The organism is Paenibacillus sp. FSL H8-0282, from assembly GCF_037963825.1.
In the GTDB taxonomy this organism is placed as follows: domain Bacteria; phylum Bacillota; class Bacilli; order Paenibacillales; family Paenibacillaceae; genus Paenibacillus_AQ; species Paenibacillus_AQ odorifer.
Map to the genome: position 1 here is coordinate 2,315,427 of NZ_CP150146.1, position 24,802 is coordinate 2,340,228.

At 45.3% G+C, this 24,802-nt stretch carries 24 protein-coding genes; 13 read left to right on the forward strand and 11 right to left on the reverse strand.

Annotated elements, in window-relative coordinates:
• Window positions 1–32: 32 nt before the first annotated feature.
• From hemH to NST94_RS09970, 9 genes are all read left to right on the forward strand, one after another.
• Window positions 33–989 (forward strand): ferrochelatase, encoded by a 957-nt coding sequence (gene hemH / locus NST94_RS09930; RefSeq protein WP_076191329.1) that lies wholly within the window; start codon window positions 33–35, stop codon window positions 987–989.
• The gene (gene hemG / locus NST94_RS09935) at window positions 986–2,410 is read left to right on the forward strand and encodes a protoporphyrinogen oxidase (protein WP_076301227.1); all 1,425 of its coding nucleotides are present in this window, start codon (window positions 986–988) and stop codon (window positions 2,408–2,410) included. Before hemH ends, hemG begins: the two co-directional genes overlap by 4 nt.
• 162 nt (window positions 2,411–2,572) lie before the next feature.
• Window positions 2,573–3,970 carry a CapA family protein gene (locus NST94_RS09940; RefSeq protein ID WP_076125103.1) on the forward strand — a complete coding sequence of 466 codons (1,398 nt, stop codon included), beginning with the start codon at window positions 2,573–2,575 and terminating at the stop codon, window positions 3,968–3,970.
• Window positions 3,971–3,988: 18 nt separating this feature from the next.
• Window positions 3,989–4,723: a glycerophosphodiester phosphodiesterase family protein gene (locus tag NST94_RS09945; protein ID WP_256718962.1), complete on the forward strand. Its 735-nt coding sequence runs from the start codon at window positions 3,989–3,991 to the stop codon at window positions 4,721–4,723.
• Between the two features lie 36 nt (window positions 4,724–4,759).
• Window positions 4,760–5,383, forward strand: a complete 624-nt coding sequence (locus NST94_RS09950; protein ID WP_076301226.1) for a fumarylacetoacetate hydrolase family protein — start codon at window positions 4,760–4,762, stop codon at window positions 5,381–5,383.
• Window positions 5,384–5,405: 22 nt separating this feature from the next.
• A complete protein-coding gene (locus tag NST94_RS09955) occupies window positions 5,406–6,209 on the forward strand; it encodes a DUF92 domain-containing protein (RefSeq protein WP_036689254.1) in 804 nt (267 codons plus the stop codon).
• A 44-nt stretch (window positions 6,210–6,253) separates the two neighbouring features.
• Window positions 6,254–6,823 carry a TetR/AcrR family transcriptional regulator gene (locus tag NST94_RS09960; RefSeq protein WP_036689257.1) on the forward strand — a complete coding sequence of 190 codons (570 nt, stop codon included), beginning with the start codon at window positions 6,254–6,256 and terminating at the stop codon, window positions 6,821–6,823.
• A gap of 87 nt (window positions 6,824–6,910) precedes the next feature.
• Window positions 6,911–8,845, forward strand: a complete 1,935-nt coding sequence (locus NST94_RS09965; protein ID WP_036689259.1) for an ABC-F family ATP-binding cassette domain-containing protein — start codon at window positions 6,911–6,913, stop codon at window positions 8,843–8,845.
• 42 nt (window positions 8,846–8,887) lie between these two features.
• Complete coding sequence (locus tag NST94_RS09970; RefSeq protein WP_248549266.1) at window positions 8,888–9,373, forward strand: tetratricopeptide repeat protein; 486 nt, start codon at window positions 8,888–8,890, stop codon at window positions 9,371–9,373.
• Window positions 9,374–9,725: 352 nt separating this feature from the next.
• Here the strand turns inward: NST94_RS09970 and NST94_RS09975 are convergent, their stop codons facing one another.
• From NST94_RS09975 to NST94_RS10000, 6 genes are all read right to left on the reverse strand, one after another.
• Window positions 9,726–10,370: a hypothetical protein gene (locus NST94_RS09975; RefSeq protein WP_339281914.1), complete on the reverse strand. Its 645-nt coding sequence runs from the start codon at window positions 10,368–10,370 to the stop codon at window positions 9,726–9,728.
• Between the two features lie 169 nt (window positions 10,371–10,539).
• Window positions 10,540–11,580, reverse strand: a complete 1,041-nt coding sequence (locus NST94_RS09980; RefSeq protein ID WP_076301375.1) for a M42 family metallopeptidase — start codon at window positions 11,578–11,580, stop codon at window positions 10,540–10,542.
• Between the two features lie 2 nt (window positions 11,581–11,582).
• Window positions 11,583–11,894, reverse strand: coding sequence for a lipopolysaccharide assembly protein LapA domain-containing protein (locus NST94_RS09985; protein ID WP_042126298.1), 312 nt, complete (start codon window positions 11,892–11,894; stop codon window positions 11,583–11,585).
• A gap of 88 nt (window positions 11,895–11,982) precedes the next feature.
• Window positions 11,983–13,773, reverse strand: a complete 1,791-nt coding sequence (pepF, locus tag NST94_RS09990; protein WP_076280964.1) for an oligoendopeptidase F — start codon at window positions 13,771–13,773, stop codon at window positions 11,983–11,985.
• A 212-nt stretch (window positions 13,774–13,985) separates the two neighbouring features.
• Complete coding sequence (locus NST94_RS09995) at window positions 13,986–14,156, reverse strand: hypothetical protein (protein WP_036689267.1); 171 nt, start codon at window positions 14,154–14,156, stop codon at window positions 13,986–13,988.
• Window positions 14,157–14,162: 6 nt separating this feature from the next.
• Window positions 14,163–14,396: a hypothetical protein gene (locus NST94_RS10000; RefSeq protein ID WP_036689271.1), complete on the reverse strand. Its 234-nt coding sequence runs from the start codon at window positions 14,394–14,396 to the stop codon at window positions 14,163–14,165.
• A gap of 173 nt (window positions 14,397–14,569) precedes the next feature.
• Between NST94_RS10000 and NST94_RS10005 the strand changes: the two genes are divergently transcribed.
• Window positions 14,570–14,767, forward strand: a complete 198-nt coding sequence (locus tag NST94_RS10005) for a cold shock domain-containing protein (RefSeq protein ID WP_036689272.1) — start codon at window positions 14,570–14,572, stop codon at window positions 14,765–14,767.
• Between the two features lie 214 nt (window positions 14,768–14,981).
• Here NST94_RS10005 and NST94_RS10010 read toward each other — a convergent pair whose 3' ends face one another.
• Window positions 14,982–16,232: an MFS transporter gene (locus tag NST94_RS10010; RefSeq protein WP_076125115.1), complete on the reverse strand. Its 1,251-nt coding sequence runs from the start codon at window positions 16,230–16,232 to the stop codon at window positions 14,982–14,984.
• 193 nt (window positions 16,233–16,425) lie between these two features.
• On the opposite strand from NST94_RS10010, the gene NST94_RS10015 reads away from it, so the two are divergent.
• Both NST94_RS10015 and pfkA read left to right on the forward strand, forming a co-directional pair.
• Window positions 16,426–17,508 (forward strand): tetraprenyl-beta-curcumene synthase family protein, encoded by a 1,083-nt coding sequence (locus NST94_RS10015; RefSeq protein WP_036689648.1) that lies wholly within the window; start codon window positions 16,426–16,428, stop codon window positions 17,506–17,508.
• A gap of 66 nt (window positions 17,509–17,574) precedes the next feature.
• A complete protein-coding gene (gene pfkA / locus NST94_RS10020; RefSeq protein ID WP_036689277.1) occupies window positions 17,575–18,546 on the forward strand; it encodes a 6-phosphofructokinase in 972 nt (323 codons plus the stop codon).
• A 71-nt stretch (window positions 18,547–18,617) separates the two neighbouring features.
• On the opposite strand, the gene NST94_RS10025 is transcribed toward pfkA, so the two are convergent.
• From NST94_RS10025 to NST94_RS10040, 4 genes are all read right to left on the reverse strand, one after another.
• Window positions 18,618–19,991: an MATE family efflux transporter gene (locus NST94_RS10025; protein WP_339281915.1), complete on the reverse strand. Its 1,374-nt coding sequence runs from the start codon at window positions 19,989–19,991 to the stop codon at window positions 18,618–18,620.
• A gap of 135 nt (window positions 19,992–20,126) precedes the next feature.
• Window positions 20,127–21,338: a putative glycoside hydrolase gene (locus NST94_RS10030; RefSeq protein WP_076125118.1), complete on the reverse strand. Its 1,212-nt coding sequence runs from the start codon at window positions 21,336–21,338 to the stop codon at window positions 20,127–20,129.
• 231 nt (window positions 21,339–21,569) lie between these two features.
• On the reverse strand, window positions 21,570–21,758 hold the full coding sequence (locus tag NST94_RS10035; protein WP_036689649.1) for a hypothetical protein: 189 nt from the start codon (window positions 21,756–21,758) through the stop codon (window positions 21,570–21,572).
• 180 nt (window positions 21,759–21,938) lie between these two features.
• Window positions 21,939–22,772 (reverse strand): YitT family protein, encoded by an 834-nt coding sequence (locus NST94_RS10040; RefSeq protein ID WP_036689285.1) that lies wholly within the window; start codon window positions 22,770–22,772, stop codon window positions 21,939–21,941.
• Between the two features lie 335 nt (window positions 22,773–23,107).
• Here NST94_RS10040 and NST94_RS10045 point away from each other — a divergent pair, with 335 nt between their 5' ends.
• Window positions 23,108–24,760, forward strand: a complete 1,653-nt coding sequence (locus NST94_RS10045) for a DEAD/DEAH box helicase (protein ID WP_076308293.1) — start codon at window positions 23,108–23,110, stop codon at window positions 24,758–24,760.
• Window positions 24,761–24,802: the final 42 nt, after the last annotated feature.

Sequence of the window (24,802 nt, forward strand, 5' to 3'; positions counted from 1 at the left end):
CACGCTATTAAATTGTAAAGGGGACGGAATCCGTGACAGTAAAAATAGGTGTTCTCGTCATGTCGTATGGCACTCCTAAGAGCCTAGAAGATGTTAAAGCTTATTACACGCATATTAGACGGGGGAATCCGCCAACAGCGGAGCAGCTTAAAGAGTTAACCGACCGTTATGAAGCAATCGTCGGGGGGGTATTCCCACTGCGGGAGAATACAGACCGGCAAGTAGAAGCTTTACAAGCAGCATTAAATGCGGATAAAGCGGGAGCAGATGTTGAATTTGTCTGCTATCAAGGCTTGAAGCATGCCAGTCCCTTTATTGAGGACGGCGTGGAGGCTATGGCGAAGGATGGCATTACTCAAGCAGTGGGTATTGTTTTGGCGCCACACTATTCCAGTATGAGTGTAGGGAGCTACATCAAGCGTGCGCAGGAAAAGGCTGATGCATGCAAGATTGACATGGGTTTTGTGGAGAGTTACCATATGCATCCTGAATTGATCGATGTGTTAAGCCAAAGAGTGTCGGCGAAGCTGGATCAATATATTGAAGCAGGTGCGACCCGTGATGAGATTCGCGTATTATTCAGCGCTCATAGTCTTCCAGAACGTATTCTGGCTATGGGTGATCCATATCGGGATCAGCTGCTGGAAACTTCGCAGGCAATTGCAGCTCAAGCAGGCATAACCAACTGGCAGTTTACTTGGCAAAGTGCTGGCCGCACAGCTGAACCGTGGCTTGGTCCAGATATTCTGGACACGCTGCAACAGCTTAGTAAAGAACAGGTGGAATACGTATTGGTGGCCCCTATCGGATTCGTATCCGATCATTTAGAGGTACTGTACGATCTCGATATTGAGGCAACAGCCGTAGCTGCAGAGCTTGATATGCGTCTTATGCGGATTGACTCACTGAATAGTGATCCCGCATATATGTCTGTATTGAGCGATGTAATTCGTAAACGACTGGAGCAGATGAAGGCCGCTCAATCATGATTGGCCCCACAAGAAAAATTGTTATCATAGGCGGAGGGCTGAGCGGACTCAGCGCCGCCTTTTATATTCGTAAATTTTATAAAGAAGCGGGTATTAAGCCTGATATTGTCTTGCTTGAGAAAGAGAAAAACCTCGGTGGAAAGATTGAAACCTTACATCGCGATGGTTTTGTGATTGAAAAGGGACCGGATTCATTTCTGGCGGAAAGGGCGGAGATGTGCGAGCTGGCTAAGGAATTGGAATTGGATCACGAGCTGGTATCCACTAACCCTCTTGCTAAGAAGCGATATATCTTGCAGCGGGACAAGCTTAATCCTTTGCCAAACGGTCTTGTACTCGGTATCCCTACCGAACTGAAACCTTTTTTATCAAGTGGGTTAGTTTCGTTTGGGGGCAAAATACGTGCGATGATGGATTTTATTCTTCCTCCGCGGCGTAATGATGAGGACGAATCGCTTGGTGAGCTTATTGAGCGCCGTCTAGGGTCTGAAGTGCTGGAGAACTTAACCGAGCCACTCCTCTCTGGCATGTACGCCGGAGATATACAAAAAATTAGCCTGCATGCTACTTTTCCGCAATTTGGACAATTAGAACAACAGTACGGCAGCCTTATTCGTGGAATGCGCACAGGGCGAAAGAATAAAAAGGCACAGGAAGGTACTACACAGAGTACCTTCTTGACGTTCCGCAAAGGGCTGCAAAGTCTCGTGCATAGTCTGATTTATGAGCTGCATGATGTAGAACAACGGACGGAATCTAACGTAGTTTCTATTCAGGCTGTTGGGAGTCCTTCTATTTATGAGGTAGAGCTGGAGAATGGCGAACGGTTGCTTGCGGATGATGTATATATCACTACGCCTAACTTTTCGGCTGCTGACTTACTTCGTCCCCATATGGAGGTTACGGCGCTGGAAGCGGTGGATTATGTTTCAGTAGCGAATCTAGTCATGGCTTTTAACAAAAAGGATATTGTTAACGAATATGATGGATCAGGTTTTTTTGTGCCTCGTAAAGAAGGGCGAAATATTACTGCCTGCACATGGACATCTACGAAATGGCCGCATACGGCTCCTGATGATAAGGTGCTTTTGCGCTGTTATGTGGGTCGTTCTGGTGATGAACAGAATGTTCAGCTGCCTGATGAGGCTTTGACGGAGCTTGTGCTTAAAGATTTGCGAGAGATCATGGGCATTACTGCGAATCCAATATTTACGGAAATCACCCGCTTAGAGCATTCCATGCCTCAGTATCCTATAGGACATCTTGATAATATTACCGAATTCCGCAAAGAATTAGCGGCTTCGCTTCCTGGTGTGTATGTCATTGGCGCCGGATTTAATGGCATAGCAATGCCGGATTGCATCAAGCAGTCCAAGCTTATTGCGGAAAGCGTTGCTAAACAGCTAATGAATGAAATGTGAGTACGATGACTAAATAAAACAGTGAAGCGAAGCATGAGGCGCTTCACTGTTTTTCTTTAGTTAGTAAAATTTTCTATTTCTATCGACTCTCTTATTTGTAGGGTGCTGTGATAGATATGCTATAATAAAAACAATTTGAGAGTAGAGGAGATCACAGAAACCATGTATCCGCCGCGATCGCGTTCTAGACAAAAGAACAAACATAAGAGCAAACGCAAGCGCAGAACGGCCTGGGCTTGGATCAATGCAGGTCTTCTTTTGATGATTACCGTGTTATTGACTTATAGCTTTACGAATGACCCTGACAAGAAAAGCGCCTCACCGCCTCCGGTAGCAGAAGCGACAGCTACGCCTATACCAGAGAGTAGTGATCAGCCTCAGACAGCACCTCCGGTGGTTGCAGTTGCAACGCCTGAAGCTACAGAGACGCCAAGCCCTTCTCCTACGGCAACTCCAGAGCCAACGCCTACACCGCAGGAGGAGCCCGAAGAGATTATTGAAACACAAGCTCCTGAAGCGACAGCGACCCCTGCGAAGGATGAGGACAGCTCGGAAGCAGCAAATAATGATGCAGTGTCTGGTCTGCCGTCAGATGATAACGCGTCTGGTAAGACGGTAACTTTGAATTTTGGTGGAGATGTTATATTTTCCGGGAAAGCTGGAGAACTGCTGGAGAAGAAAGGTTATGATTATTCGTATGCCGCATTGGAGGGTCTGTTCAAGAAAGATGATCTTACGATCTTGAATCTGGAAACTCCAGTGACCACAGGTGGCGTAAGTGCCACTAATAAGCAATTTGTATTCAAAGGATCACCACTCGCTCTGGATGCGCTTAAGTCAGCGGGTGTGGACGCAGTAAATATGGCGAATAATCACACGCTTGATCAAGGAGAGCAAGGCTTGCGGGATACCCTTAACCACCTTGCTGAAAGAGGAATTCCTTATGTGGGTGCGGGGCTTAACAGTAAAGAAGCATATTCGGCGCAATATTTTGAACGTAAGGGCATTAAGATCGCTTTGCTGGGATTCACCCGGGTGATTCCTGCGTCGGATTGGATGGCAGGGAAAAATAAGCCGGGACTTGCCTCCGTATACGATAGTGCAGAAGGACTGAAGGCTATTGCTGCAGCCAAAAAGAAAGCCGATTTGGTGGTCGTAGTGGTCCATTGGGGTAAAGAACGGGTAGAACAATATGATAAAACGCAACAGTCGCTGGGCCATAGCTTTATCGATGCAGGAGCCGATCTTGTCATTGGCGGCCATCCACACGTGCTGCAAGGCGTGGAGCCATACAAGGGCAAATGGATTGCCTACAGCACCGGGAATTTTATTTTTACGAGATCTACAGTGCCTGCCACTTGGGAAACTGCGGTTTTTCAGGCGGAATGTAGTGTAAAAGGTCAATGCTCCTTAAAGCTGAAGCCTATGAAAGCCGAGCTAGCACAGCCTGTGCCGATGAACGAAGTGGATGGAAAGCTTTTGTTAAAAAGAGTAGAAGCTCTATCCGCAGGACGGGTAAAGATCGGTAGCGACGGTAAAGTCACTCAAGTTACCAAATAGGGTTCCTGGGAGGTCCTTATGATGAACAATTTGTGTGTAGCCCATCGAGGGTTTTCCGGTAAAGCTCCAGAGAATACATTGGCAGCCATTCGGATGGCGATTGCCATGCCCTATGTGCACTGGATGGAAATTGATGTCCAGCTCTCCAAAGACGGCGTTCCTGTTGTCATTCATGATTATACGTTGGACCGGACGACCAATGGTCATGGCAAGGTGAAGAACATGGACTGGGAATATATCCGGCGTCTGGATGCGGGGAGCTGGAAAGGGCGTTCTTTTCAGGGCGAGCGGGTGCCTTCTTTGGAAGAGGTGCTGTCACTAGCCTCCGGAAGATTGCATCTGAATATTGAACTGAAAACAGTGGGAGATATGTATCCTGGCATTGAGAAGACGGTGACGGATCTTATTTCTGCAAAAGGTATGCGGGACGACGTGATCTTGACCTCTTTTGATACTGGAGCATTAAAAAAAGTCAAGGAAATTGATCCCCGTTTTCGCACCGGATTGATCTTTGATTCCAGATTTGGCAATCCTGCACGCAGGCTGCATGAACTGGATTGCTCTTTACTTTCGATTAGCTTCTCGCGTCTGAATCCTAGACTGGCTAAGCTTTTGTCCGAGCGTGGGGTGGAAATTATGGCTTGGACTGTGAACAAAGCGAAAGAGATGCGTCGCTTAGCCGACATGCATTCTGATATAATGATCTGTACAAACCGCCCGGATATATGGGGCGACACCTTTCTGAAGGTATAAATAATCCAAATCGATGGGAAAGAGAGCTGACTGTTTATGTGCGCTGCTGTTAATAATCTATATTGTGTTGGACGCAACTACAAGCTACACGCGGAGGAATTGGGTAACAATGTGCCCGTGGAGCCGCTCATCTTCATGAAGCCCTCACATGCGGCTGTTTCCCTCGATAAAACAGTAATTAAGCTGCCAAAGGATGCGGGTCAGATTCATTATGAAGGTGAACTTGTACTGCGTATTGCACGTGATTATACACCAGGCATGAGCGTGGAGGATCTGGTAGATGTTATGGCACTGGGACTGGATTTCACGCTGCGTGATGTGCATAATGATCTGCAGAAGAAAGGTTTGCCGTGGACGCCAGCTAAAGGCTTTAAAAATGCCGCACCACTCACCCCTTACATAGCGTTTCCAGATAAGGAAGAGCTGGAGGGAACTGATTTTACAGTGGTGAAAAATGGGGTGGAAGTACAACGCGGCAATGTTAAAAACATGATTTTTTCACTTCAAAAAATTGTTGATTTTATCGCGGAGCGCTACGGGTTAGGGAAAGACGATGTGATATTTACAGGTACTCCGGCAGGCGTGGGTCCTACTGTAGCTGGCGACGCTTTCGAGCTGTACTGGGGCGACAAGCTGATGGGGACTTGCCTGATCGGTTAATAGATCTGTTGGAGATGAATCTATGCAGTGGGTTATTGGCGCTTTAGGCGCTTTGATTGTTGCGGGAGCGGCATATTGGAAGCAGTCTTTAAGTCTCTCTGGCATGATTGCCGCGGTAGTGATGGGCACTATTTATTTTGGTGCCGGAAATGCTTTTTGGTTTGGGATATTGCTGATCTTCTTCATCACTTCAAGCCTGCTGTCCAAACTTCATCATGATAATAAAGCAGAATTAGAGCTGACGTATGCTAAGACGGGCCGCCGCGATGCCGGGCAGGTCTTTGCTAACGGTGGACTTGGCATGGTTCTGGTTCTTCTGAATGCGATCTTCCCGCATGAGCTGTGGGGGTTCCTATTTATTGGTGTAATGGCTACAGTAACCTCGGATACATGGGCTACGGAGATCGGAACACTGAGCAAGAAACCGCCTCGTTCTGTCCTTACGGGTAAAGTTCTTCCTGCCGGAGCTTCGGGTGGTGTATCCAGCTTGGGTACGCTGGCGGCGGCAGCAGGAGGCGCACTCATCGGTGCGTCAGCTTGGCTGCTGCGTATGATATCCGGCATGCCGGATCACTCTTTCGTGCTGCTTACCCTAGCAGGACTTGCCGGAGGATTAGTCGGCGCCTTTGCCGACTCTATCCTTGGTGCAACCGTGCAGCAGATGAACCGCTGTACTGTATGCGGCCGCGAAGTGGAAGGCTCACAGCATTGTGGGGCTCCAGCTGTACACGCAAGAGGCTGGAAGTGGATGAGCAATGACGCAGTCAATGCCATCAGCTCTATCCTAGGAGGTGCGGCAGCCTTACTGCTGAGCATGATCATTTAGCATTTGAATTTAAGCTTTGAACGGCACAGTTTAGGGAGGGACCGATGAGTAGCACATCCAATCAAAAACATACTGCTATTCTGGATGCCGCATACGAGCTCTTCGGTTCAGGTGGATTTTACGAAACGAAGATGTCGGAAGTGGCGGAGCAAGCCGGGATAGCAAAGGGCACCGTTTATTTATACTTCAAGAGCAAGGAAGAATTATTCATGGCAGTGACTCGCCGCGATTGTGAGGGATTTCTCCTGCAATTACAGGAAAGGCTGAAGGCTAGTGATACTTTGGCCGGTAAACTGTCGATCATTGCTAAACATCACCTGAATTATTATTATGAACGCAAGCGGCATACGAAGCTCTTTTTCCGTGCCCCTAACAATAATCCTGAATTAGTGGCGTATATGACTCAATTTATGGAGCAGTACATGCAAGATGTGGTCAAGGTATTATTAGAAGGTGGAGCATCCGAGCCTGAGCTTATGGCACAGTCCTACATAGGGATGCTGGATCGTTTGAAGATGGATATTTTATTTGATCCGTCTTTTACGGAGGAGGACGCGTATAAACGCGCTGATTTCGCTGCTGGTCTTTTTATTAGAGGGGCCATGATCACCTGAATTTTGGATAGGATGATAGACCGGATAAATAGCATTGGTTAGATGCGGGCCGGTTTTATGAAAATATAAGGCAAGCGAGGAAATAGCATGAATATTATGACCGTGGAACATCTTTCCAAGAGTTATGGCGAGAAAGTACTCTTTAGCGACGCTTCATTTGGTATGGACGATCGGGATAAAATTGGCTTGATCGGTGTGAATGGAACGGGTAAATCAACCTTTTTACGGATTATTGCCGGTCTGGATACTCCGGATGGTGGACAAATTGCCATCGGGAATAATGTAAGAGTACAATATTTGGCGCAGAATCCTCCTTATGATCCTATGAATACAGTTTTGCAGCAAGTGTTCGCCGGGGATGATCCAGACCTTGCTACCATGCGTGAGTATATGGAGACTATGTCCCAGCTTGAACAGCAGCCTGGTAATGCTGAACTGGAAGGAAAACTAGTAAAGATTGGGCAGGCGATCGACGCTGCGGGAACATGGCATTTGGAGAGTGAAGCCAAAAGCGTGCTTACCAAGCTAGGCATCTTAAAGTTTGATGCGTTAATGGACACACTTTCTGGTGGACAACGTAAACGTGTGGCTCTGGCAGCTGCACTGATTACCCCCTCTGAACTGCTGATTCTTGATGAGCCTACCAACCATATTGATACGGATTCCGTGGCTTGGTTGGAGCAATATTTGCAGAAACGGCGCGGCGCTCTTTTGATGGTGACGCATGATCGTTACTTCCTGGAGCGTGTGGCTAGTGTCATGCTAGAGCTGGATGGTGGCCAGCTTTATCGTTATGAAGCTAACTATTCACGGTTTCTAGAGCTTAAAGCCGATCGAGAAGAACGAGAAGCCTCTGCCGAACAGAAGCGTAAGAATCTGTTGCGTACAGAGCTGGCTTGGATTCGTCGCGGTGCCAAAGCCCGTTCAACAAAACAGAAGGCAAGAATCGACCGCTTCGAGAAGCTGAAAGAGAGTACGGGAAGCAGCTCGAACGGTTCATTGGATATCTCTGTGGCTTCTACACGTTTAGGTCGCAAGATCATTGAAATTAATGACCTGTCGAAAGCGTTGGATGGTCGTCAGCTAATCAAAGATCTCAGCTATATCGCTGTACCCCAGGATAGAGTGGGCATCGTCGGCCCGAACGGCAGCGGCAAATCAACACTCTTAAATATGATTGCAGGTCAGCTGCAACCCGATAAAGGTGAAGTTCAGCTTGGCGCTACGGTTAAGCTTGGTTACTTTACACAAGAGCATCAGGATATGGATGACAGTATGCGTGCCATTGAATACGTGAAGGAAGAAGCAGAAGTGATACGGACAGCAGACGGCAGTGTGATTACGGCTGGTCAAATGCTGGAACGCTTCTTGTTCCCTCCTGCGATGCAATGGACACCGATCTCCAAGCTGTCCGGGGGCGAAAAAAGACGCTTGTATCTGCTTCGTGTATTGATGGGAGCGCCTAACGTATTGCTTTTGGATGAACCTACGAACGATTTGGATATCGGCACATTGGCTGTTTTGGAAGATTATCTGGATGAATTTCCGGGTGTCGTCTTTACCGTATCCCATGACCGTTATTTCTTGGACCGTACGATAGATAAGCTGATTGCTTTTGAAAATGGCGATATCCGGATTCACGTTGGCGATTATACGGAATATGAAGAATGGCTGGCCAAAAATGTACCGTCACGCATTGGAGAACCGAACAAAGAAGGAAGCTCAAAGCAAAAAGAGGCCGCGGACACTGCCAGCAACCCTGCAGCTTCAACGGCTCCCAAAACAAAACTCAAATTCAGCTTCAAGGAACAGCGTGAATATGAGGGCATTGATGAGCAAATTGAGCTTGCAGAGCAACGTTTGACGGATATTAGTGTACAGATGGAGGCGGCTTTTGCTGACTCTGGAAGGCTGCAGGAGCTAGTAGAGGAGCAACGCCTAGCCGAAGCAGAGCTGGAGCGTCTTATGGAACGCTGGACCTATCTGAACGAGCTTGCGGAGAAAATCGCTGGTAAGGCTTAAACCCGTTGGATGGCTTTGAATGAAAATAGGGGAGGGCTCTGTGTGGAAGATAAACTTAAAGCTGCCGTAGCCCTACGCAACGCTGGTAAAGCGGAAGAAGCCAAAATGATGCTGTTTGAGCTATATGAGCAGAATGCTGGGGACGCTGAACTTCTATATCAATTGGCCTGGACGCATGATGTGCTGGGTTTGGAGCGGGCGGCAGTACCCTTTTATGAGAAAAGCTTGGCGTTAGGATTACCTTCTGAGCAGAGAGTTGGCGCTCTATTGGGACTGGGCAGCACCTACCGGACACTCGGAGAATACGAGAAGTCAAAAGGTCTTCTGATGCTGGCTGTTCAGGAGTACCCGGAGAATAAGGAATTTCCGGCGTTCCTAGCCATGACCTTGCACAATCTTGGAGAGCATAGTCAAGCGATGGAGCTGCTGCTTAAGCTGTTGGCAGAAACCTCTGCGGATGAAGGGATAAGAAGTTACAGTAAGGCCATTTCTTATTATTCAGATAAACTGGAGCAAGTCTGGGATTGATGCTTGTTTTTAGATCACATTAATACTTACGAAGTACTATCCGGACACCACTGACCTTAAACGCAGCATTATTGCACATTTGGAATGTTAACGGACACCACAGTCGCTATTGACACTAAAAGCACCCGATACGTTCCTTTTTTGCGTGAATAACGTCGCTTGGGTCCGAAACAATGCTCCAAAGGCTAATAATTTGCGAATAACGCCATCTGGGTCCGTAAGCACCAGCCGTAAGTGATGACCACCGGAAAGTCCGGCAGTGTCTGTTGAAGAACAAGCGAACCACCAATAAAAAAAAAGAGTAGGGTCCTCCACTAATTGGAGAATTCTACTCTTTTATTTTTCTACTTATTTATTTCGTTCCGTCCACAGCAATCATTTGTACTACAGACCGAGAATCGCCGGGTACAATGATTTCCTTCGCATTCATCTGGGAAGAGCCATCTCCGTCCAAGAAGATGCCCTCCAGACCCTTAGCAGGAACTGTCTGGAGGATCGCTGAGCGGAACTCTGCCGCTGTTGAGAGCGTTGGGGTAACAATCAGCCAGAGCTTTCCTGTGTTGTCATACACCATGCCTGAGCGCAGGCGTTTCTCATCAGCGTAAGGAAGATGCTCTTCAGCTACTGCCGCTTCCCATAAGTCTTCGTGTCCCAGATTCATACTAATGCCACCTTGCGCAAAATAATGCTGGCGATCAGTAATCTTCAATTCTTCTCCAGAAGAGACAACCTGTACGGAGAAGCTACGGCTGGCACTATCCCAGACAAGGGTTCCACGTGCGTATTTAGCATTGAACCAGCCAGACCCATAACCCTTCTGGGCTCCGTTGACTGGAGTATCATTCATGATAGCCATGGATAAAAGCGCATCTTGATAGAAAAAACCACCGTTAATCCCATATGCATTAACTTGCCGTAAAGGGACACCCGCGGCCCTGAGCTTAATATCCTCAGGTGAAAGTGACATCATATAGAGCTGCACGTTATCTGTACTCACTGTTTCCAAAAAGCTATAGGCGTGAGGAAGACCTTTAAAGGGATCTTCCTTATGATTTCTAAATACCAGAAACAACGATAGCGCTAACCCCACTATCAATAACACCAGAAGTGAGACGATAAGTCCCTGTCTGCGCCTCCAGAGCTGGTTCAGCTTGCCAGAGCTACCCTCAGTTTGTCCCCACATAAGCAGCGAGAAGCTTAGCAGTGTTCACTACAGCTTGCTTATGCGTACGTTCCATGGAGTGGGAGGCATGTACACCTGGGCCAATCAATGCTGCACGGATATTGTTTCCGCCTCTGAGCGCTGCGGAAGCATCGGAGCCGTACATAGGATAAATATCAACGGCATAAGGAATTGCGAGTGCTTCTGCCAGTTCAATCAAACGACCTGTCATAACATAATCGTAAGGGCCGGAAGAGTCTTTTGCACAGATGGATACATCGGTTTCTTTACAGCTGAGATCATCACCCATGGCGCCCATATCGACGGCAATCATTTCATTGATTTCACCAGGAATCCAAGCTGTACCATGTCCCACTTCCTCGTAGTTAGAGATGAGGAAAGAAAGGTTGTGGAGAGGTTTCCAGCCTTCACGTTTAATACTTTCCAGCAATCCGAGAAGGGCAGCCACGCTTGCTTTGTCATCTAAATGACGGGATTTAATGTAGCCGCTAGGCGTAATCACTGCACGTGCATCGAAAGAAATGAAATCTCCGACGGAAATGCCAAGCTTGAGTACGTCTTCTTTAGAAGATACCAGCTCATCAATACGTACTTCCATGTTCTCCTCTGATCGTTTGAAGTCACGGGCGTCTGGATATACGTGAACAGATGGATGGCTGGTTAAGATGGTTCCTGTATAAGTTTTGCCGCTACGGGTATGGATCGTGCAGTATTCATTCTCAATGCTGTGCATGGCGAAGCCACCCACAGAGGTCAGACGCAGTGTGCCATTAGCTTTAATCGAGCGGACCATGGCACCAAGTGTATCCACGTGAGCGCTGATGCCAATAGTACGAGAGGGATCTAAGCCAGGGACGTTAAGAATTACGCCGCCTTTTTCATTCCAGCTTAAAGGTACGTTCAGCGCAGCTGCTTCTTCAGCAACTAGTGTCATTACCTGTGCGGCGAAACCGCTTGGGCTGGGGGTGTCGAGTAATTTTTTTAGGATGGAAAGTATGTAGTCTTCATTAGGTTGAATGGTAATCATTAGTTAAGCCCTCCTGTTAAGCCATCATTGTCTGTGTTAAAAGAATCCAGTGAAGTGTCGGCATCACGAAGCTTGGTAAGCTCAGCAGTTAAGCTTTTAATTTGCTTTTGTAGTTTGTATTGACGAAAAATGCCGTAAGAGCCCACGATGATTCCGCCAATTAACGCGCAGCCAAGAATAACGAGTATAAGTGGTATATTAACCACATCAAAACCGAAATTGACTTGAACGGGATCAACGTTGATGACTGCGAATATGGCGGTTAGCAGCGCGAAGATTAGACCCGCAATTAGTGACCATTGAATTCTCATTGAATTCTTCCTCCTCAGGGGGATATAACAATATAAAATCCCCTGCCCAGATAGGGCAAGGGATTAATGTAATACTAAGCTCTCTGCCTTATTTGGTCAACTGTTCCATTTGCTCGATAACACTTTCGAACACACTCATCGCTTCGCGAATCGGCTCAGGAGACGACATGTCAACGCCTGCTTTTGACAAAATATTGATGGAGTAATCACTGCCACCGCTCTTCAGGAAGCCGACGTAACGATCTACCGCCGGTTTACCTTCTTCAAGGATTTGTTTGGCAAAGCTAGTCGCTGCCGAGAAGCCTGTTGCATATTTGTAAACATAGAAGCTGTTATAGAAATGCGGAATTCGTGCCCATTCCATCTCGATATCCTGATCCACAACCATTTCTTTGCCGTAGTATTTGACATTCAGGTCGTAGTAGATACTCGAAAGATCTTGTGGGGTAAGCGAATCGCCCTCTTCAACACGCTGATGAATGATCTTTTCGAATTCTGCGAACATTGTTTGCCGGAAAATCGTTGTCCGGAACTGATCGGCATAGTAAGTGAGCAGATACATTTTTTCCTTAGGATCTGTAGACTTTTTGAGTAGATAATCCATAAGCAAAGCTTCATTGGTAGTTGAAGCAACCTCTGCAAGGAAAATGGTATACTGTGCATCCCGATAGTTCAGAGCGTTGTCTGAAAAATAAGAGTGTAGAGCATGACCCATCTCATGTGCCAGAGTAAACATACTGTTCAGATTATCGTTATGGTTCAGCAGGACGTATGGGTGTGTGCCATAAGGGCCCCAGCTGTAAGCTCCAGAGCGTTTATTCTCGTTCTCATAGACATCAATCCAGCCATTGTCGTAGCCTTTTTGCAGCACATTCAGATAATCTTCACCCAGCGGTTTGAGGCCTTCTTTGGTAATTTTCTTCGCTTCTTCGTACGTGATATCCAGCTTATATTCATCTACTAGTGGTGCAAATAGGTCATACATATGTAACTCATCCACACCAAGCAGCTTTTGACGCAACTTCATGTAACGGTGCATTAAAGGAAGACTCTCATGAATCGTATCGATCAGGTTGGTGTATACCTCTTTTGGAATGTTATCACCGTAAAGAGACATTTCCATTACAGATGGATACTTGCGGACGTGTGAGAAAAAGACGTTTTTGTTCACATTGGCGCTAAGCGTTGCTGCGATGGTGTTTTTTTGCTTACGATAGGTGTCATAGACTGCTTTAAAAGCATTTCGGCGAACCTCGCGATCGGAGCTTTCCAAGAACTTGATATAGTTGCCGTGAGTCAGCTCGACCTCTTTGCCATCTTCATCTTTAATCTTAGGGAATTTCAGATCTGCGTTGTTCAGCATACTAAAAATATTCTGAGGCGCTTGTGCTAGGTTTCCAACTTGGGCAAGCAGAGCTTCCTCAGCCTTGGACAATACATGCGCTTTCTCACGTTTCATCTCTTTTAAAGTGAAGGTGTAAGCGGACAGTTCAGGATCAGCAATAAATTGATCCAGCTTCTCAATAGGCAGTGCCAAGATTTCTGGGGTTACAAAAGAAAAGGCTTCGCCTGCTTCGATCCCAAGCTTCTTCGCTTTGGAGGACAAAGCTTGATATTCAGGATTAGCAGTGTCTTCATCCTGACGCATATGAGCATAGACAAAGAGTCGCTCAGTGGAGACGGACAGCTTGTCATCCAGCTCAAAACATTGTTTCACAGCTTCTGCGGAATCAAGTTTACCTTGGAAATCAGCAGCTTTTTTGATCAGTGATTTAGCTTCAGCATATTCTGCATCCCAATCCTTCTGAGAGGCAAATATATCTTCAAGCTTCCAACGATTCTCAGCAGGTACTTCACTTCTCTTCAATAATTGTTCCATAGAAACCCTCCTAGAATGATGAGATGTAGTAGGCATAATCTCCCTCGGCAATACTGTGGATGATATTTCACCCGGTAGCAAGCTGAGCACAAGTAGAAGAGGGATGGACTTGAGTGTAATAGGCATGACGTCCTCCTCTTTGAAAAGTAGAGTCAGCTTATTATGTCCTGCTAAGTCCTGATTATTAATATTTAGTCTTCTTTATATGGTAGTTATGCCAACAAGCTATAAATAACAAAGATGAAAGCAAACAGAATCATTACGACCGCAGCCATGGCCATGCCCCGCTTTAGTTTCGGCGGGACACGATCCTTGGTCATAATTAATACTGCGCCTAGACAGAGGACTAGGACAACATAAATCGTGAGATTTTCGTTATTCATTTCCTGTTATACCTGTTTGAAAGCTGCAATGATGTTTTTGTACTCTTCTTCATTGTCTTTATAAGATTCTTTGTTGAAGCGGTTATTCACCCATTGCATCATCGCTGGACGACTCAGGAAGGTATGTGTTTCTTCTCCCCATTGATCGGAAATTTCGCGGAGTACAATGTAGCGGCCTTGAACTTCTACCGTCATCATATTCCATTTGTCTGTTTTGTATATTTCATGTTTTTTGATCATTATCATTACCACCCTGGCGATTTTTGGCTTTTGGCTCAATGATAACGCACTGGAGAAGGGAAAAGCAAATTAAATCATATATTAAGGGTTGGGTTTGATTGATTTGAACAGAAGATTGCAGTATACTATAGTTATACGCCATATATGGCGGTTATTTTTAGGAGGTTGTTCAATTGAAAGGTACAGTAAAATGGTTTAACGCAGAAAAAGGTTATGGTTTTCTTCAAGTAGAAGGCGGCGAAGATGTATTCGTACACTTCTCAGCAATTCAAGGTGAAGGATTCAAGACTTTGGACGAAGGTCAAGAAGTAGAATTCGACATCACTGATGGTAGTCGCGGACCGCAAGCTGAAAACGTAGTAAAATTATAAGAAACAGCAGGACAGTTAAGCTGTCTGCTACAAATATATAATTTACTTGGCAAGCCCTTGCAAGAGTGGTTACCAACTTACAGAACACAGTTCTTTCGGGAACTGTGTTTTTTTACGCCCACTATAGATGTTCTCCTAAATGAAAAAGGTCGTTGCACTCCATTGAAGGGGAGTGCAACGACCTCTTTGTATTATGGAATAATACCAACCCTAATTATAGGGAGGCTTTTTTGTTCTTTTTTCTGAAATAATTGATCGGCTCCAGGTTGGATTTCAATAAATGCTGTCCCAGAAACCCTGCAAAAGCAAGCAAGCTGAAACCCGTAGCCACTATATAAAAAATATAACGCCCCGCCTCTTGATAAATAATGCCGCCAAAGGTACCGCTAAGCAGCCCAGAGGCACTTGACCAAACGACGGTGAAAATGGCAAGACCTGTTGCCCGAAGGCGATCCGGGATAATCCGGGTGATATAACGGACAGATGTTACATAAAAAACACCAAATGATATACTGTGCATGGCTTGAATGGCAATCATTGAGCCTGGATGATCCGCCAGGGACATCAAAAGAAAACGCAGAGCATACATCAGACTCCCCAAGGCCAGCAAGGGCAATTCTTTGAATTTGTCGCCGTATCTGCTGAGGATAAATAATACAGGGATCTCACTAAGAGCTGACGCGAGCAATGCCCAGCCAATGATTTCCTCACCTGCGCCTAGTTGTTTTAGACTGATCGTCAGAAAGGCTTCGTTCATTCTATGGCCCAACGCGAGTACAAACACACAGCCGAAGAACCACAACACCTCTTTTTGCAACAATATATCTTTAAGTCCATTTTTGCTATTATCAGCTTCAGCTGTGTCCTTATCTTGATTCGTTGTTTCTATAACAGCAGGTCTCTTAACATCCTTAAGACCTAGGGTAATTAAAAGTGCAGCAATAATGATGATGATACATAGGGTCAAGCTCCAAGTAGAGCCCAATGCTCTTAATGCATAGCCAACGGTTAGAGCAAAGAAAGAGTAGCCTAAGGAGCCAAAAACGCGAATGGTAATGAAGTTCCGTCCGTGCCTTTCGGCAACTTTGATAGCCATTGTATCGGCAAGCGGAAAAACTGGGTAATAGAAGAAGTAGAAGAAGGACAAAATAAGCATGACAGATGAAAATTCGGCCGCTCTGGCTAATAGAAGACCAGTTACTAATTGACCCGCAAGTAGTATGAACATGATCTTTCGAACGGTGCCTAACTTATCGCTTATCATACTCCAGAATAGATTGGATAGGATGGAGATAAGGGGGCCGAGGGAATACAAGTAGCCTATCTGAGAACTGCTAAACCCTAAATGTGTGTAGAATAAAGGAAAGTAGGATACTACAAGGACGCTGGTACCATATATGGTAAAGAGAAAGGAACGCAGCCAGTTTTGATCACTGTAAAGGCTGCCGGTCCGTTTTGAAAACATGGATTGCACTCCTCCGAAATTGAAATATGCCTAGTATAGCATAAAGCAATGGGGAGATGTTTTTAAAAACTGCTGTATTTCTGAATCTTTCATGATTTTACGAAAGTGATTTTGTTGTTTGTACAAATACGCCTGATCATATTATAATAAGTGGTGATTTGGATAAGGAGACAACAATGTGGAGGCACTGTCATTGAGTGAATTAGAGCAAGGCCGTTACCTTAGCCCGCGTGGTCCACTGGGACTTATGAACAGGGTCTATAAGTACGTGCTGCCGGAAGTGAGAGAATGTCTCCATTTCTGGCGCCAAGATGCGAACGGGATTCCCGATCCCGAGCTCCGGAAGCAAGCACTTGCCAGCATTGAAACTAAAGAGTTTCATTGCATAGGCGGTGGTATTTATGCCGCCGGCAATTTATCGATGAAACATATACTGATTCCGCTAATTGTTGCTTATCAAACTATCAGTGATTATCTGGACAACTTATGTGATCGCAGTACTTCGCTTGATCCTGCAGATTTCAGGCTGCTGCATCAATCTATGCTGGATGCTATTGATCCAAATGCTGAGCCAGGTAATTATTATGCGCTTCGAAGTGAACAGAATGACGGCGGATATTTGTACAGGCTGGTTCGTAAATGCCAAGAAATGATTTCTTTGTTGCCAGGTTATTCCGCTGCTGCAGCGGAGATTCGAGAACTGGCTGTGCTCTATACAGATTTACAAGTGTATAAGCACATCCGCCCGGAACTCAGGGAAACAGCCCTGAAGGAGTGGTGGGAGGAACAGGGCAGTCGAGCGCCGCATCTGCAATGGAATGAGTTTTCGGCTGCAACGGGATCAACGCTAGGTGTATTTATGTTATTTCTATCTGCATGTGATCCGAAGCTGAACCAAGCTTCTGCGGCTTCGATTCGAGCCGCGTATTTTCCGCATGTATGTGGTCTGCACATTATGCTGGATTATCTGATTGATCAGGAAGAGGACCGAGCAGGCGGTGATCTTAATTTCTGCAATTATTATGATGACACGGATACCATGCTGAGTCGGATCGCTGCAATGGTTGAGTGGGCCCGTAAGGATGTTCGTAATCTTCCAGAGTCTTCGATGCATCGTATGGTGATTGAGGGATTGCTGGCACTTTATTTATCTGATCCGAAAGTTAGCGAACAGCGGGAAGTTCGCTCTGTATCTAAAAGCCTGATGAAAGGCAGTCCGCTTACAAGACTGTTCTTCTTCGCTAACAGCCGTTGGATACGCAAACGCTTTTTGTAACCATGTCGCGAAGTTATTTTTATAAGAAGTATCAGACTTCGCACAATTTTAAGGAGGAACAACAGAATGTCTAAAATTCAAAAAATCGCAGTATTGACTAGTGGTGGAGATTCACAGGGAATGAACGCCGCTGTTCGTGCGGTTGTAAGAAGCGCACTTTATTTCGGTATTGAGGTATTTGGGGTGCAACGTGGTTATCAAGGTCTGCTGAATCGCGATATCTTCCCAATGGATCTTCGCAGTGTAGGAGATATTATTCAACGTGGCGGTACTGTTCTGCAGTCTGCAAGATGTCTGGAGTTCACGAAACCGGAAGGACAACAAAAAGGCGCGGATATCCTTAATGAACTGGGTATCGATGGTCTAGTAGTTATCGGTGGAGATGGTTCTTATAAAGGAGCTAACAAATTAAGTAAACTCGGTATCAAGACTATGGCTTTGCCAGGTACGATTGATAACGATATCTCCTTCACAGACTACACTATCGGTTTTGATACAGCGGTTGGCGTTGTTGTAGACGCTATTAACAAGTTGCGTGACACTATGTCCTCTCATGAACGTTCTTCCATTGTAGAGGTTATGGGACGCCACTGTGGCGATATCGCGCTGCATGCTGGACTGGCTTCCGGAGCAGAAACAATTCTTGTGCCGGAAATGCCGTATGATTTGAATGAAGTTGCTGACCGGATGCGCGATAACTTTATCAGAGGTAAACGTCACAGTATCGTAATTGTTGCCGAAGGCGTTGGCAAAGGTGAAGATGTGGCTCAAGCTCTGAAAGACCGTCATGCTTCTCTGGACGCACGTGTTACTGTACTCGGACATATCCAACGTGGTGGAACACCAACTCCTGGAGACCGGAATTTGGCTAGCCGTCTTGGCGATTTTGCCGTACGTAAGCTAATCGAAGGTGAATCCGACAAGGCTTGTGGTATCATCAAAGGTGAATTAACCCTTACGGATATTGATCTCGTTGTGAATACGAAAAAAGGCTTTGACCTGGAGCTGTACGAGCTGGCTTCCCGTCTTTCCCAATAATTAGCGACCCTATATATAAAAAGGAACAGCTGCGAAATTCGCACTGTTCCTTTTTTGTGTAATATGGATCGTTAACTCTGTAGTTGTTCCTGTGTGTATTGTGCGGCATAACGCCGTTGAACTTTGATAAGCCGAGACAATAGCAGGGTCGCACCGATGGCAAGACCGGTGATAAGACCAATCCAGTAGCCGAATGCTCCTAGATCTGTATAAGTTGCAAGTATATAACCTGTAGGTAAGCCAATTACCCAATAGGCAATAAAACAAATGATAAAGGCTGGGTTAACATCCTTATATCCGCGAAGCGCCCCTTGAGTAGGTGTAGCAATTGCATCTGAGATTTGAAAAAAGATTGCATAGATCAGGAAATGCTGAATCAACGAGATGACATCGGGTTCATCTGAATATAGACCAGCTACATGATTTCCGGCAAACAAGAGTAATAAAGCTGTGGCCAGCGAAAGGATTGCCGCCAGCCCGATACCCATTATGGCATATTGGCGTGCATCCTTTTGTCTGCCAGACCCGGTCTCGAAGCCGACGAGGATGGTAAGGCTGATGCAAATACTGAGCGGAATCATATAGAGTGTTGTTGCAAAATTGATTGCTGCCTGATGCGCGGCAATTGTTACGGTATCAAATCGGCTCATTAACAAGGTTACAGCGGAAAAGACAGCCGTTTCGAAAAAAATCGAGAAACCGATGGGTACTCCGATTTTAAGCAAATCTTTAATGCTGTTTAACGATATGAAGTAGAAATTACGGAATAATCTGAGATTTACAAAGGCCTGAGAACGATATATGAACAATAGAGCAACGGCAAATATAACCCAATAGGTAATGGCTGAAGCTACCCCTGCACCAACACCCCCGAGACGAGGGAATCCGAAGTTCCCGAAGATGAGCAAATAGTTCAAACCTACATTTACAGGCAAAGCTATTAGTGTAATACACATGGATACGCGTGTTTGCCCTAAAGCGTCTATACAGCTACGAAGTACCGTATATCCAAACAGGGGGATAATTCCGAACGAAATAGAACTGAGGAAGCGGAAAGCAACATCTCTTACACCAGGCTCCAAGTTCATAAAATTAAGAATAGGTGACAAGGCAAAGCTGCCAATCAGCAAGACGATGATCGAAACAATTAGTGACAGCCAAATACCTTGTGTGACTTGAAAGGCGACATCCTTATCTTTTTTGCTCCCGATGAGCTGTGAAACAATAGGTGTGATCCCCATAAGAATACCGCTGAGACCGGTTTGGATTGGAATCCAAAGACTAGTTCCTATCGCAACTCCTGCCAGATCGACGGTCCCGAATTTACCGGACATATTAGTATCAAAGAAGGTGATCGCGGATAAAGCAATTTGTGTAACAAGGATTGGGAATAAAATATGAAAAAATTGTCCTGCCTTTTGTTTTAAAGAGGTGGTCTGTATCATAATTCTGTGCCTCATTCTTTATGATTTTTCATGGAATAGGTTAAATAGTTCAATAAGTTTCCGTTAAAAGACCCGGCAAACGCCGGGTCTTTAGCATACGTATATCAGATCAGCTATAAATAATAAGGGCTGTATTCATTGTTTTTCGTAATCAACATCGGCTGTATAGCGATTGTTGGCGTTCCAGAGAAGGAACTCATCCACATTCTCATCTTTCAAAGCGCGGATTTGATCTTCCACCTGTTTTTTACCATATTTCACATAATGACCACTTCCGAGCCAGCTTGCTGTAAAGTCTTGAATCCAAGGCCGAATAACGGGTTTGTAGCTGCCCAGTGGATCAAGCTTCTTATGTGTATCAACCATGGAGCCTTTGATTGTAGCGTAAGGATCTAAGTCGGGCTCTTTCACGCCAAACCATCCCGTTGAATAGTGACTTGGATAAACCATTGGACTGATAACATCCACATTCTTGGATATTTTAACAAAGTCTTGGCCGATACCCTCAGCAGGGGCAGATGCGGCATATCCAAAAATATCTACGGACACACGGACACCAAGTGGAGCTAGCTCTGCTTTGGCATATTTAACAAAATTAGATACAATTTCTACGCGTGAATCACTGGTTTTAGTGTATTTAAGGGTTTCAGCGCGTTTTTCGAATCCTTCCGGAAAACGAACATAGTCGAACTGAATTTCTTTGAAGCCGAGCTTGACAGCTTCCTTGGCGATATCCACATTGTATTTCCAAACATCTTCATTATAAGGATTAACAAAGCTGTCGCCGCCCTTATTCTTCCATACAGTGCCATCAGAATTAACAAAAGACATCTGCGGGTTCTTCTTGGCAAGAATAGAATCTTTAAAAACAACAATCCGGGCGATAGGATAAACATCATGTTTCTTCAAACGTTCCATTAACTTGCTGATATCTCCAATAAAAGGCTGAGGGTTACCGAGTTTCTGAAGGTCGGCATTATCGGTCTTATACGTGATATAACCCGCATCGTCCTTAATGTCTATAACCATTGAGTTAAGTTCGGTTTGGTCAAGCAGTGTAAGCAGCTTTTCCATTCGTTCCCCACCAGCACTGTAGGCGGTAACATAAATGCCTTTTACTTTGGGTGCATCTGGCTGTGGATCGGTGTGTAACATACTTTCTGAGTTTGTTGCTTCAGGTGAAGCGCTTGGAGCCGGAGTTGCTACATTCGAATTGTTGTTTTGTTGTGCAATGATGGGGGGATTCATGGCGGACTTCAAAGCGATCGCCACTTCAGCGTCATGTTGGTTCTGTTGTACGCCTACGCTTCCCAAGGCCATCATCAGTAGAGCCCAGGTGATGTTCATTCGTTTTTCTCTCCCTTTATGTACTTTCCCCTAAATTATATAGGAACGGTTGCTCCCAAAAAGAACAGTGTTGTAACAATATTAGCTCAGATTGGGAATAAAAAACCGCCTTTGTTGTTTATAAACGAGATGTATGGATTCGAAACGGTATGAAAAAAGTAAATGCCGCCTTAAATCGGCAACAGGGCCGAACCCAAGGCGGCAACTATCAAGACTTCTCTTGCGGCTTGCTCATTGAAGATACGCAGAATTCTGATGTTCACAGATGCTGTAATGGATAATATCCATGGCATCTGCAGGTTCCAGAATACTTAGCCCGTCTCGCAGAACGATTACTGAATTTAATTCGTCCTGTTTGAGAAACGGCATCATATCAGGATACCACCTCATGACGATTGCTGACAGTTTTACCGTTTCCATTTCCACAAAAATCACCCTTTCCTTTTTCGATAGTTCTGAATAGATTCAGTGTTCATCGGAAAACGAAGTGCTTTGGAAAAAAGAGGGGTAAATCTCAATCTTTATGAAATTGTTAGGGTTCTGCGTGTGTATAATATATCATAATTCTGAGTTTGGTGCATTTTCCAATACTAGGAATTTTTATTTCCTCATTTTGTCTTTCCGGAAGGAGCCCATGACACCCACTGTTTCAACAATATTTACAAAAGCTTGAGGATCTGTCGTGCGGATGATACGTTGCAGCTCTGCAAGTTCGTAGCGGGTTGTTACCGTCATTAGCATGTCCTTTTCAACGTGAGAATAAGCGCCTTCTGTTTTAATCTTTGTGACACCTCGTTGAAGGCCTATTAGATGTTGCAGTAATTCATCTGTACGGTTTGTTACAATATATACGGTTACTTTTAAGTGGCTGATATGAATCATATCCAACACTTTACCTGTTACATATATAGATACCATTGATGAAAGTGCTAAATTCCAGTTCTGGTCAAGATAAGCGGCCGCCAGGATAACTAGTCCATTTAAACTTACCACTACATTACCGACCGGGAAATCACGGTATTTAGTGATAATTGAACCCAAGATGTCAAAACCTCCGGAAGAACCTCCTGCACGAAAGGAGATACCACAGCCAATCCCAACAAGAACTCCGCCAAATACAGAGGACAGCAGCATATCTGTAGCCACCAGATGCTCGGGAATCACCGTTAAGAACCAGGTTGTAAACACAACGGACAACATGCTCATAATAATAAATCTCCGGCCTAACTGGAACCAGCCAGCAGCCAGCAGAGGAATATTAAAGAGCAAGTATAGGAGGCTTATGTTTAATGGAGTGAAATAACCCACTAACATGGAAAGCCCAGATACACCACCACTTAGTAAACGGTGTGGAATTAAGAATAGATTAAATCCACTGGCGATCAGTGCTGCCCCTAAAAAAACAACCAAACAATTCAAAATCTGTCTTAACAAGTAAATCCACCCTTATATATATATTTAAAAAAATAAAACATGAAAGCAATGAAATGAAAGGAACCCACTGGTATTCTCACATGTGTTTGTGATATAATGTATAGGATATTCTTGAGTAGAACGTTACAATGGTATTTTTGCATTGCATCGGATGTAAAGCTACAGTTGCTCAGGTACAACAAGGTACCTGATGATTAGGGAGGCTTTTCGTCCCAAAAGCGCTATATCATGCAGAAAATAGAGCATGATTGGACAGCCTATAAATGTGTTTACCGCTACTTAAGAATACAGACAAGCATGTGGAATGTCCACTGTATAGAAGGAGCATGAATAATTTGAAAACATTCGCAGAATTTGGCTTGGAGCCAAAAGTGCTACAAGCAATCACAGAGTTAGGATTTGAGGAGGCAACACCGATACAGGAACAGTCGATCCCATTAGCATTGACTGGGTCGGATCTGATCGGTCAAGCTCAGACTGGTACAGGTAAGACTGCTGCTTTTGGTATCCCCCTCATTTCGAAGATTAACCGTGAAGACGAAAAAATCTTGGCCCTTATTATGGCACCAACTCGTGAGTTGGCCATCCAAGTGTCAGAAGAAATTGGCAAACTAAGCCGTTTCAAAGGTCTTCGCTCGTTGGCGATTTATGGCGGACAGGATATTGGACGTCAAATCCGTGGATTGAAAAAGAAACCACAAATCATTATTGGTACACCTGGTCGTTTGCTCGATCACATCAACCGTAAAACGATCCGTTTGGATGATGTTCAAACCGTTGTATTGGATGAAGCAGATGAAATGCTGGATATGGGCTTTATGGAAGATATTCAGACTATCTTGAAGCTCGTTCCTGTAGAACGTCAAACCATGTTGTTCTCTGCTACAATGCCACCAAACATTCAACGCCTAGCTCAACAATTTCTTAACAACCCGCAACATGTCTCCGTTATTCCGAAACAAATCAGTGCCCCACTGATTGATCAAGCTTATGTGGAAGTGCCTGAGCGTCAAAAGTTTGAAGCTCTTAGTCGTTTGATTGATATGGAATCACCTGAATTAGCTATCGTATTCGGACGTACTAAGCGCCGGGTTGATGAGCTTGCTGAAGCTTTGCAAAAACGCGGATATTCTGCTGATGGATTGCATGGTGACTTGTCACAGAACCAACGTGATGCTGTAATGCGTAAATTCCGTGATGGCAGCATTGACGTGCTGGTAGCTACTGACGTAGCGGCACGTGGTCTGGACGTATCCGGCGTAACTCACGTAATTAACTTTGACTTGCCACAAGATCCTGAAAGCTATGTACACCGTATTGGTCGTACAGGACGCGCAGGTAAAGAAGGTACGGCTTGGTCATTCGTTACTCCACGCGAAATCGATCACCTGCATTTGATCGAACGTGTTACTCGTCACCGGATTACTCGTAAACCTTTGCCAACAATGGCTGAAGCTATTGAAGGTAAACAACGCGTTACTGCTGAGCGTTTGCTTGAAGTGGTAGAAAGCGGAGAGTTGAACGAGTACAAAGGAATTTCTATTCAATTGCTTGAGCAATATGATTCCGTACAATTGTTGTCCGCAGCTATGAAGCTTCTCACTGGCGACAAGAAGGATTCTGCAATTGAATTGACTCCTGAAGATCCAATTCGTGCTAAACGTCGTGGTGGCAAAAACGATATCCGCAGTGGCCGTAAACCTAATGGTGGTTATGGCGGAAACCGTGGCACTTCCGGTGGCAGCAGTAGCGGTGGTGGATACCGTGGTAACCGTGATAATAACGGTGGCGGTAGTCGTGGTGGCTATAGCAGCGGTGGCAGTAACTACGGTAGCGGCAGTGGCGGCTATGGCGGTGGCTATAAAGGCAACCGTGATGGTGCACCAGCTCGTGACGGTGGTGCAAACCGCAGCGCAGAGCGTAAACCATACACTCGTCCAAGCAGCACGAGCACTCGTCCTGCAAAACGTGAAGATTTCGATAATTAATACTTCGTCAAGATACCAAAGAAGACGAGATGCCGCATTGCG

What these genes read in the sequence shown, in the direction of transcription:
- pfkA (WP_036689277.1), top strand. Translation starts at nt 17,575, where the DNA reads ATGTCTAAAATTCAAAAAATCGCAGTATTGACTAGTGGTGGAGATTCA.
- NST94_RS10010 (WP_076125115.1), bottom strand. Translation starts at nt 16,232, where the DNA reads ATGTTTTCAAAACGGACCGGCAGCCTTTACAGTGATCAAAACTGGCTG.
- NST94_RS09985 (WP_042126298.1), bottom strand. Translation starts at nt 11,894, where the DNA reads ATGAGAATTCAATGGTCACTAATTGCGGGTCTAATCTTCGCGCTGCTA.
- NST94_RS10035 (WP_036689649.1), bottom strand. Translation starts at nt 21,758, where the DNA reads ATGGAAACGGTAAAACTGTCAGCAATCGTCATGAGGTGGTATCCTGAT.
- NST94_RS10000 (WP_036689271.1), bottom strand. Translation starts at nt 14,396, where the DNA reads ATGATCAAAAAACATGAAATATACAAAACAGACAAATGGAATATGATG.
- NST94_RS10025 (WP_339281915.1), bottom strand. Translation starts at nt 19,991, where the DNA reads ATGATACAGACCACCTCTTTAAAACAAAAGGCAGGACAATTTTTTCAT.
- NST94_RS09945 (WP_256718962.1), top strand. Translation starts at nt 3,989, where the DNA reads ATGATGAACAATTTGTGTGTAGCCCATCGAGGGTTTTCCGGTAAAGCT.
- NST94_RS10030 (WP_076125118.1), bottom strand. Translation starts at nt 21,338, where the DNA reads ATGAACATCACCTGGGCTCTACTGATGATGGCCTTGGGAAGCGTAGGC.
- NST94_RS09995 (WP_036689267.1), bottom strand. Translation starts at nt 14,156, where the DNA reads ATGAATAACGAAAATCTCACGATTTATGTTGTCCTAGTCCTCTGTCTA.
- hemG (WP_076301227.1), top strand. Translation starts at nt 986, where the DNA reads ATGATTGGCCCCACAAGAAAAATTGTTATCATAGGCGGAGGGCTGAGC.
- pepF (WP_076280964.1), bottom strand. Translation starts at nt 13,773, where the DNA reads ATGGAACAATTATTGAAGAGAAGTGAAGTACCTGCTGAGAATCGTTGG.
- NST94_RS09955 (WP_036689254.1), top strand. Translation starts at nt 5,406, where the DNA reads ATGCAGTGGGTTATTGGCGCTTTAGGCGCTTTGATTGTTGCGGGAGCG.
- NST94_RS09950 (WP_076301226.1), top strand. Translation starts at nt 4,760, where the DNA reads ATGTGCGCTGCTGTTAATAATCTATATTGTGTTGGACGCAACTACAAG.
- NST94_RS09960 (WP_036689257.1), top strand. Translation starts at nt 6,254, where the DNA reads ATGAGTAGCACATCCAATCAAAAACATACTGCTATTCTGGATGCCGCA.
- NST94_RS09965 (WP_036689259.1), top strand. Translation starts at nt 6,911, where the DNA reads ATGAATATTATGACCGTGGAACATCTTTCCAAGAGTTATGGCGAGAAA.
- NST94_RS09940 (WP_076125103.1), top strand. Translation starts at nt 2,573, where the DNA reads ATGTATCCGCCGCGATCGCGTTCTAGACAAAAGAACAAACATAAGAGC.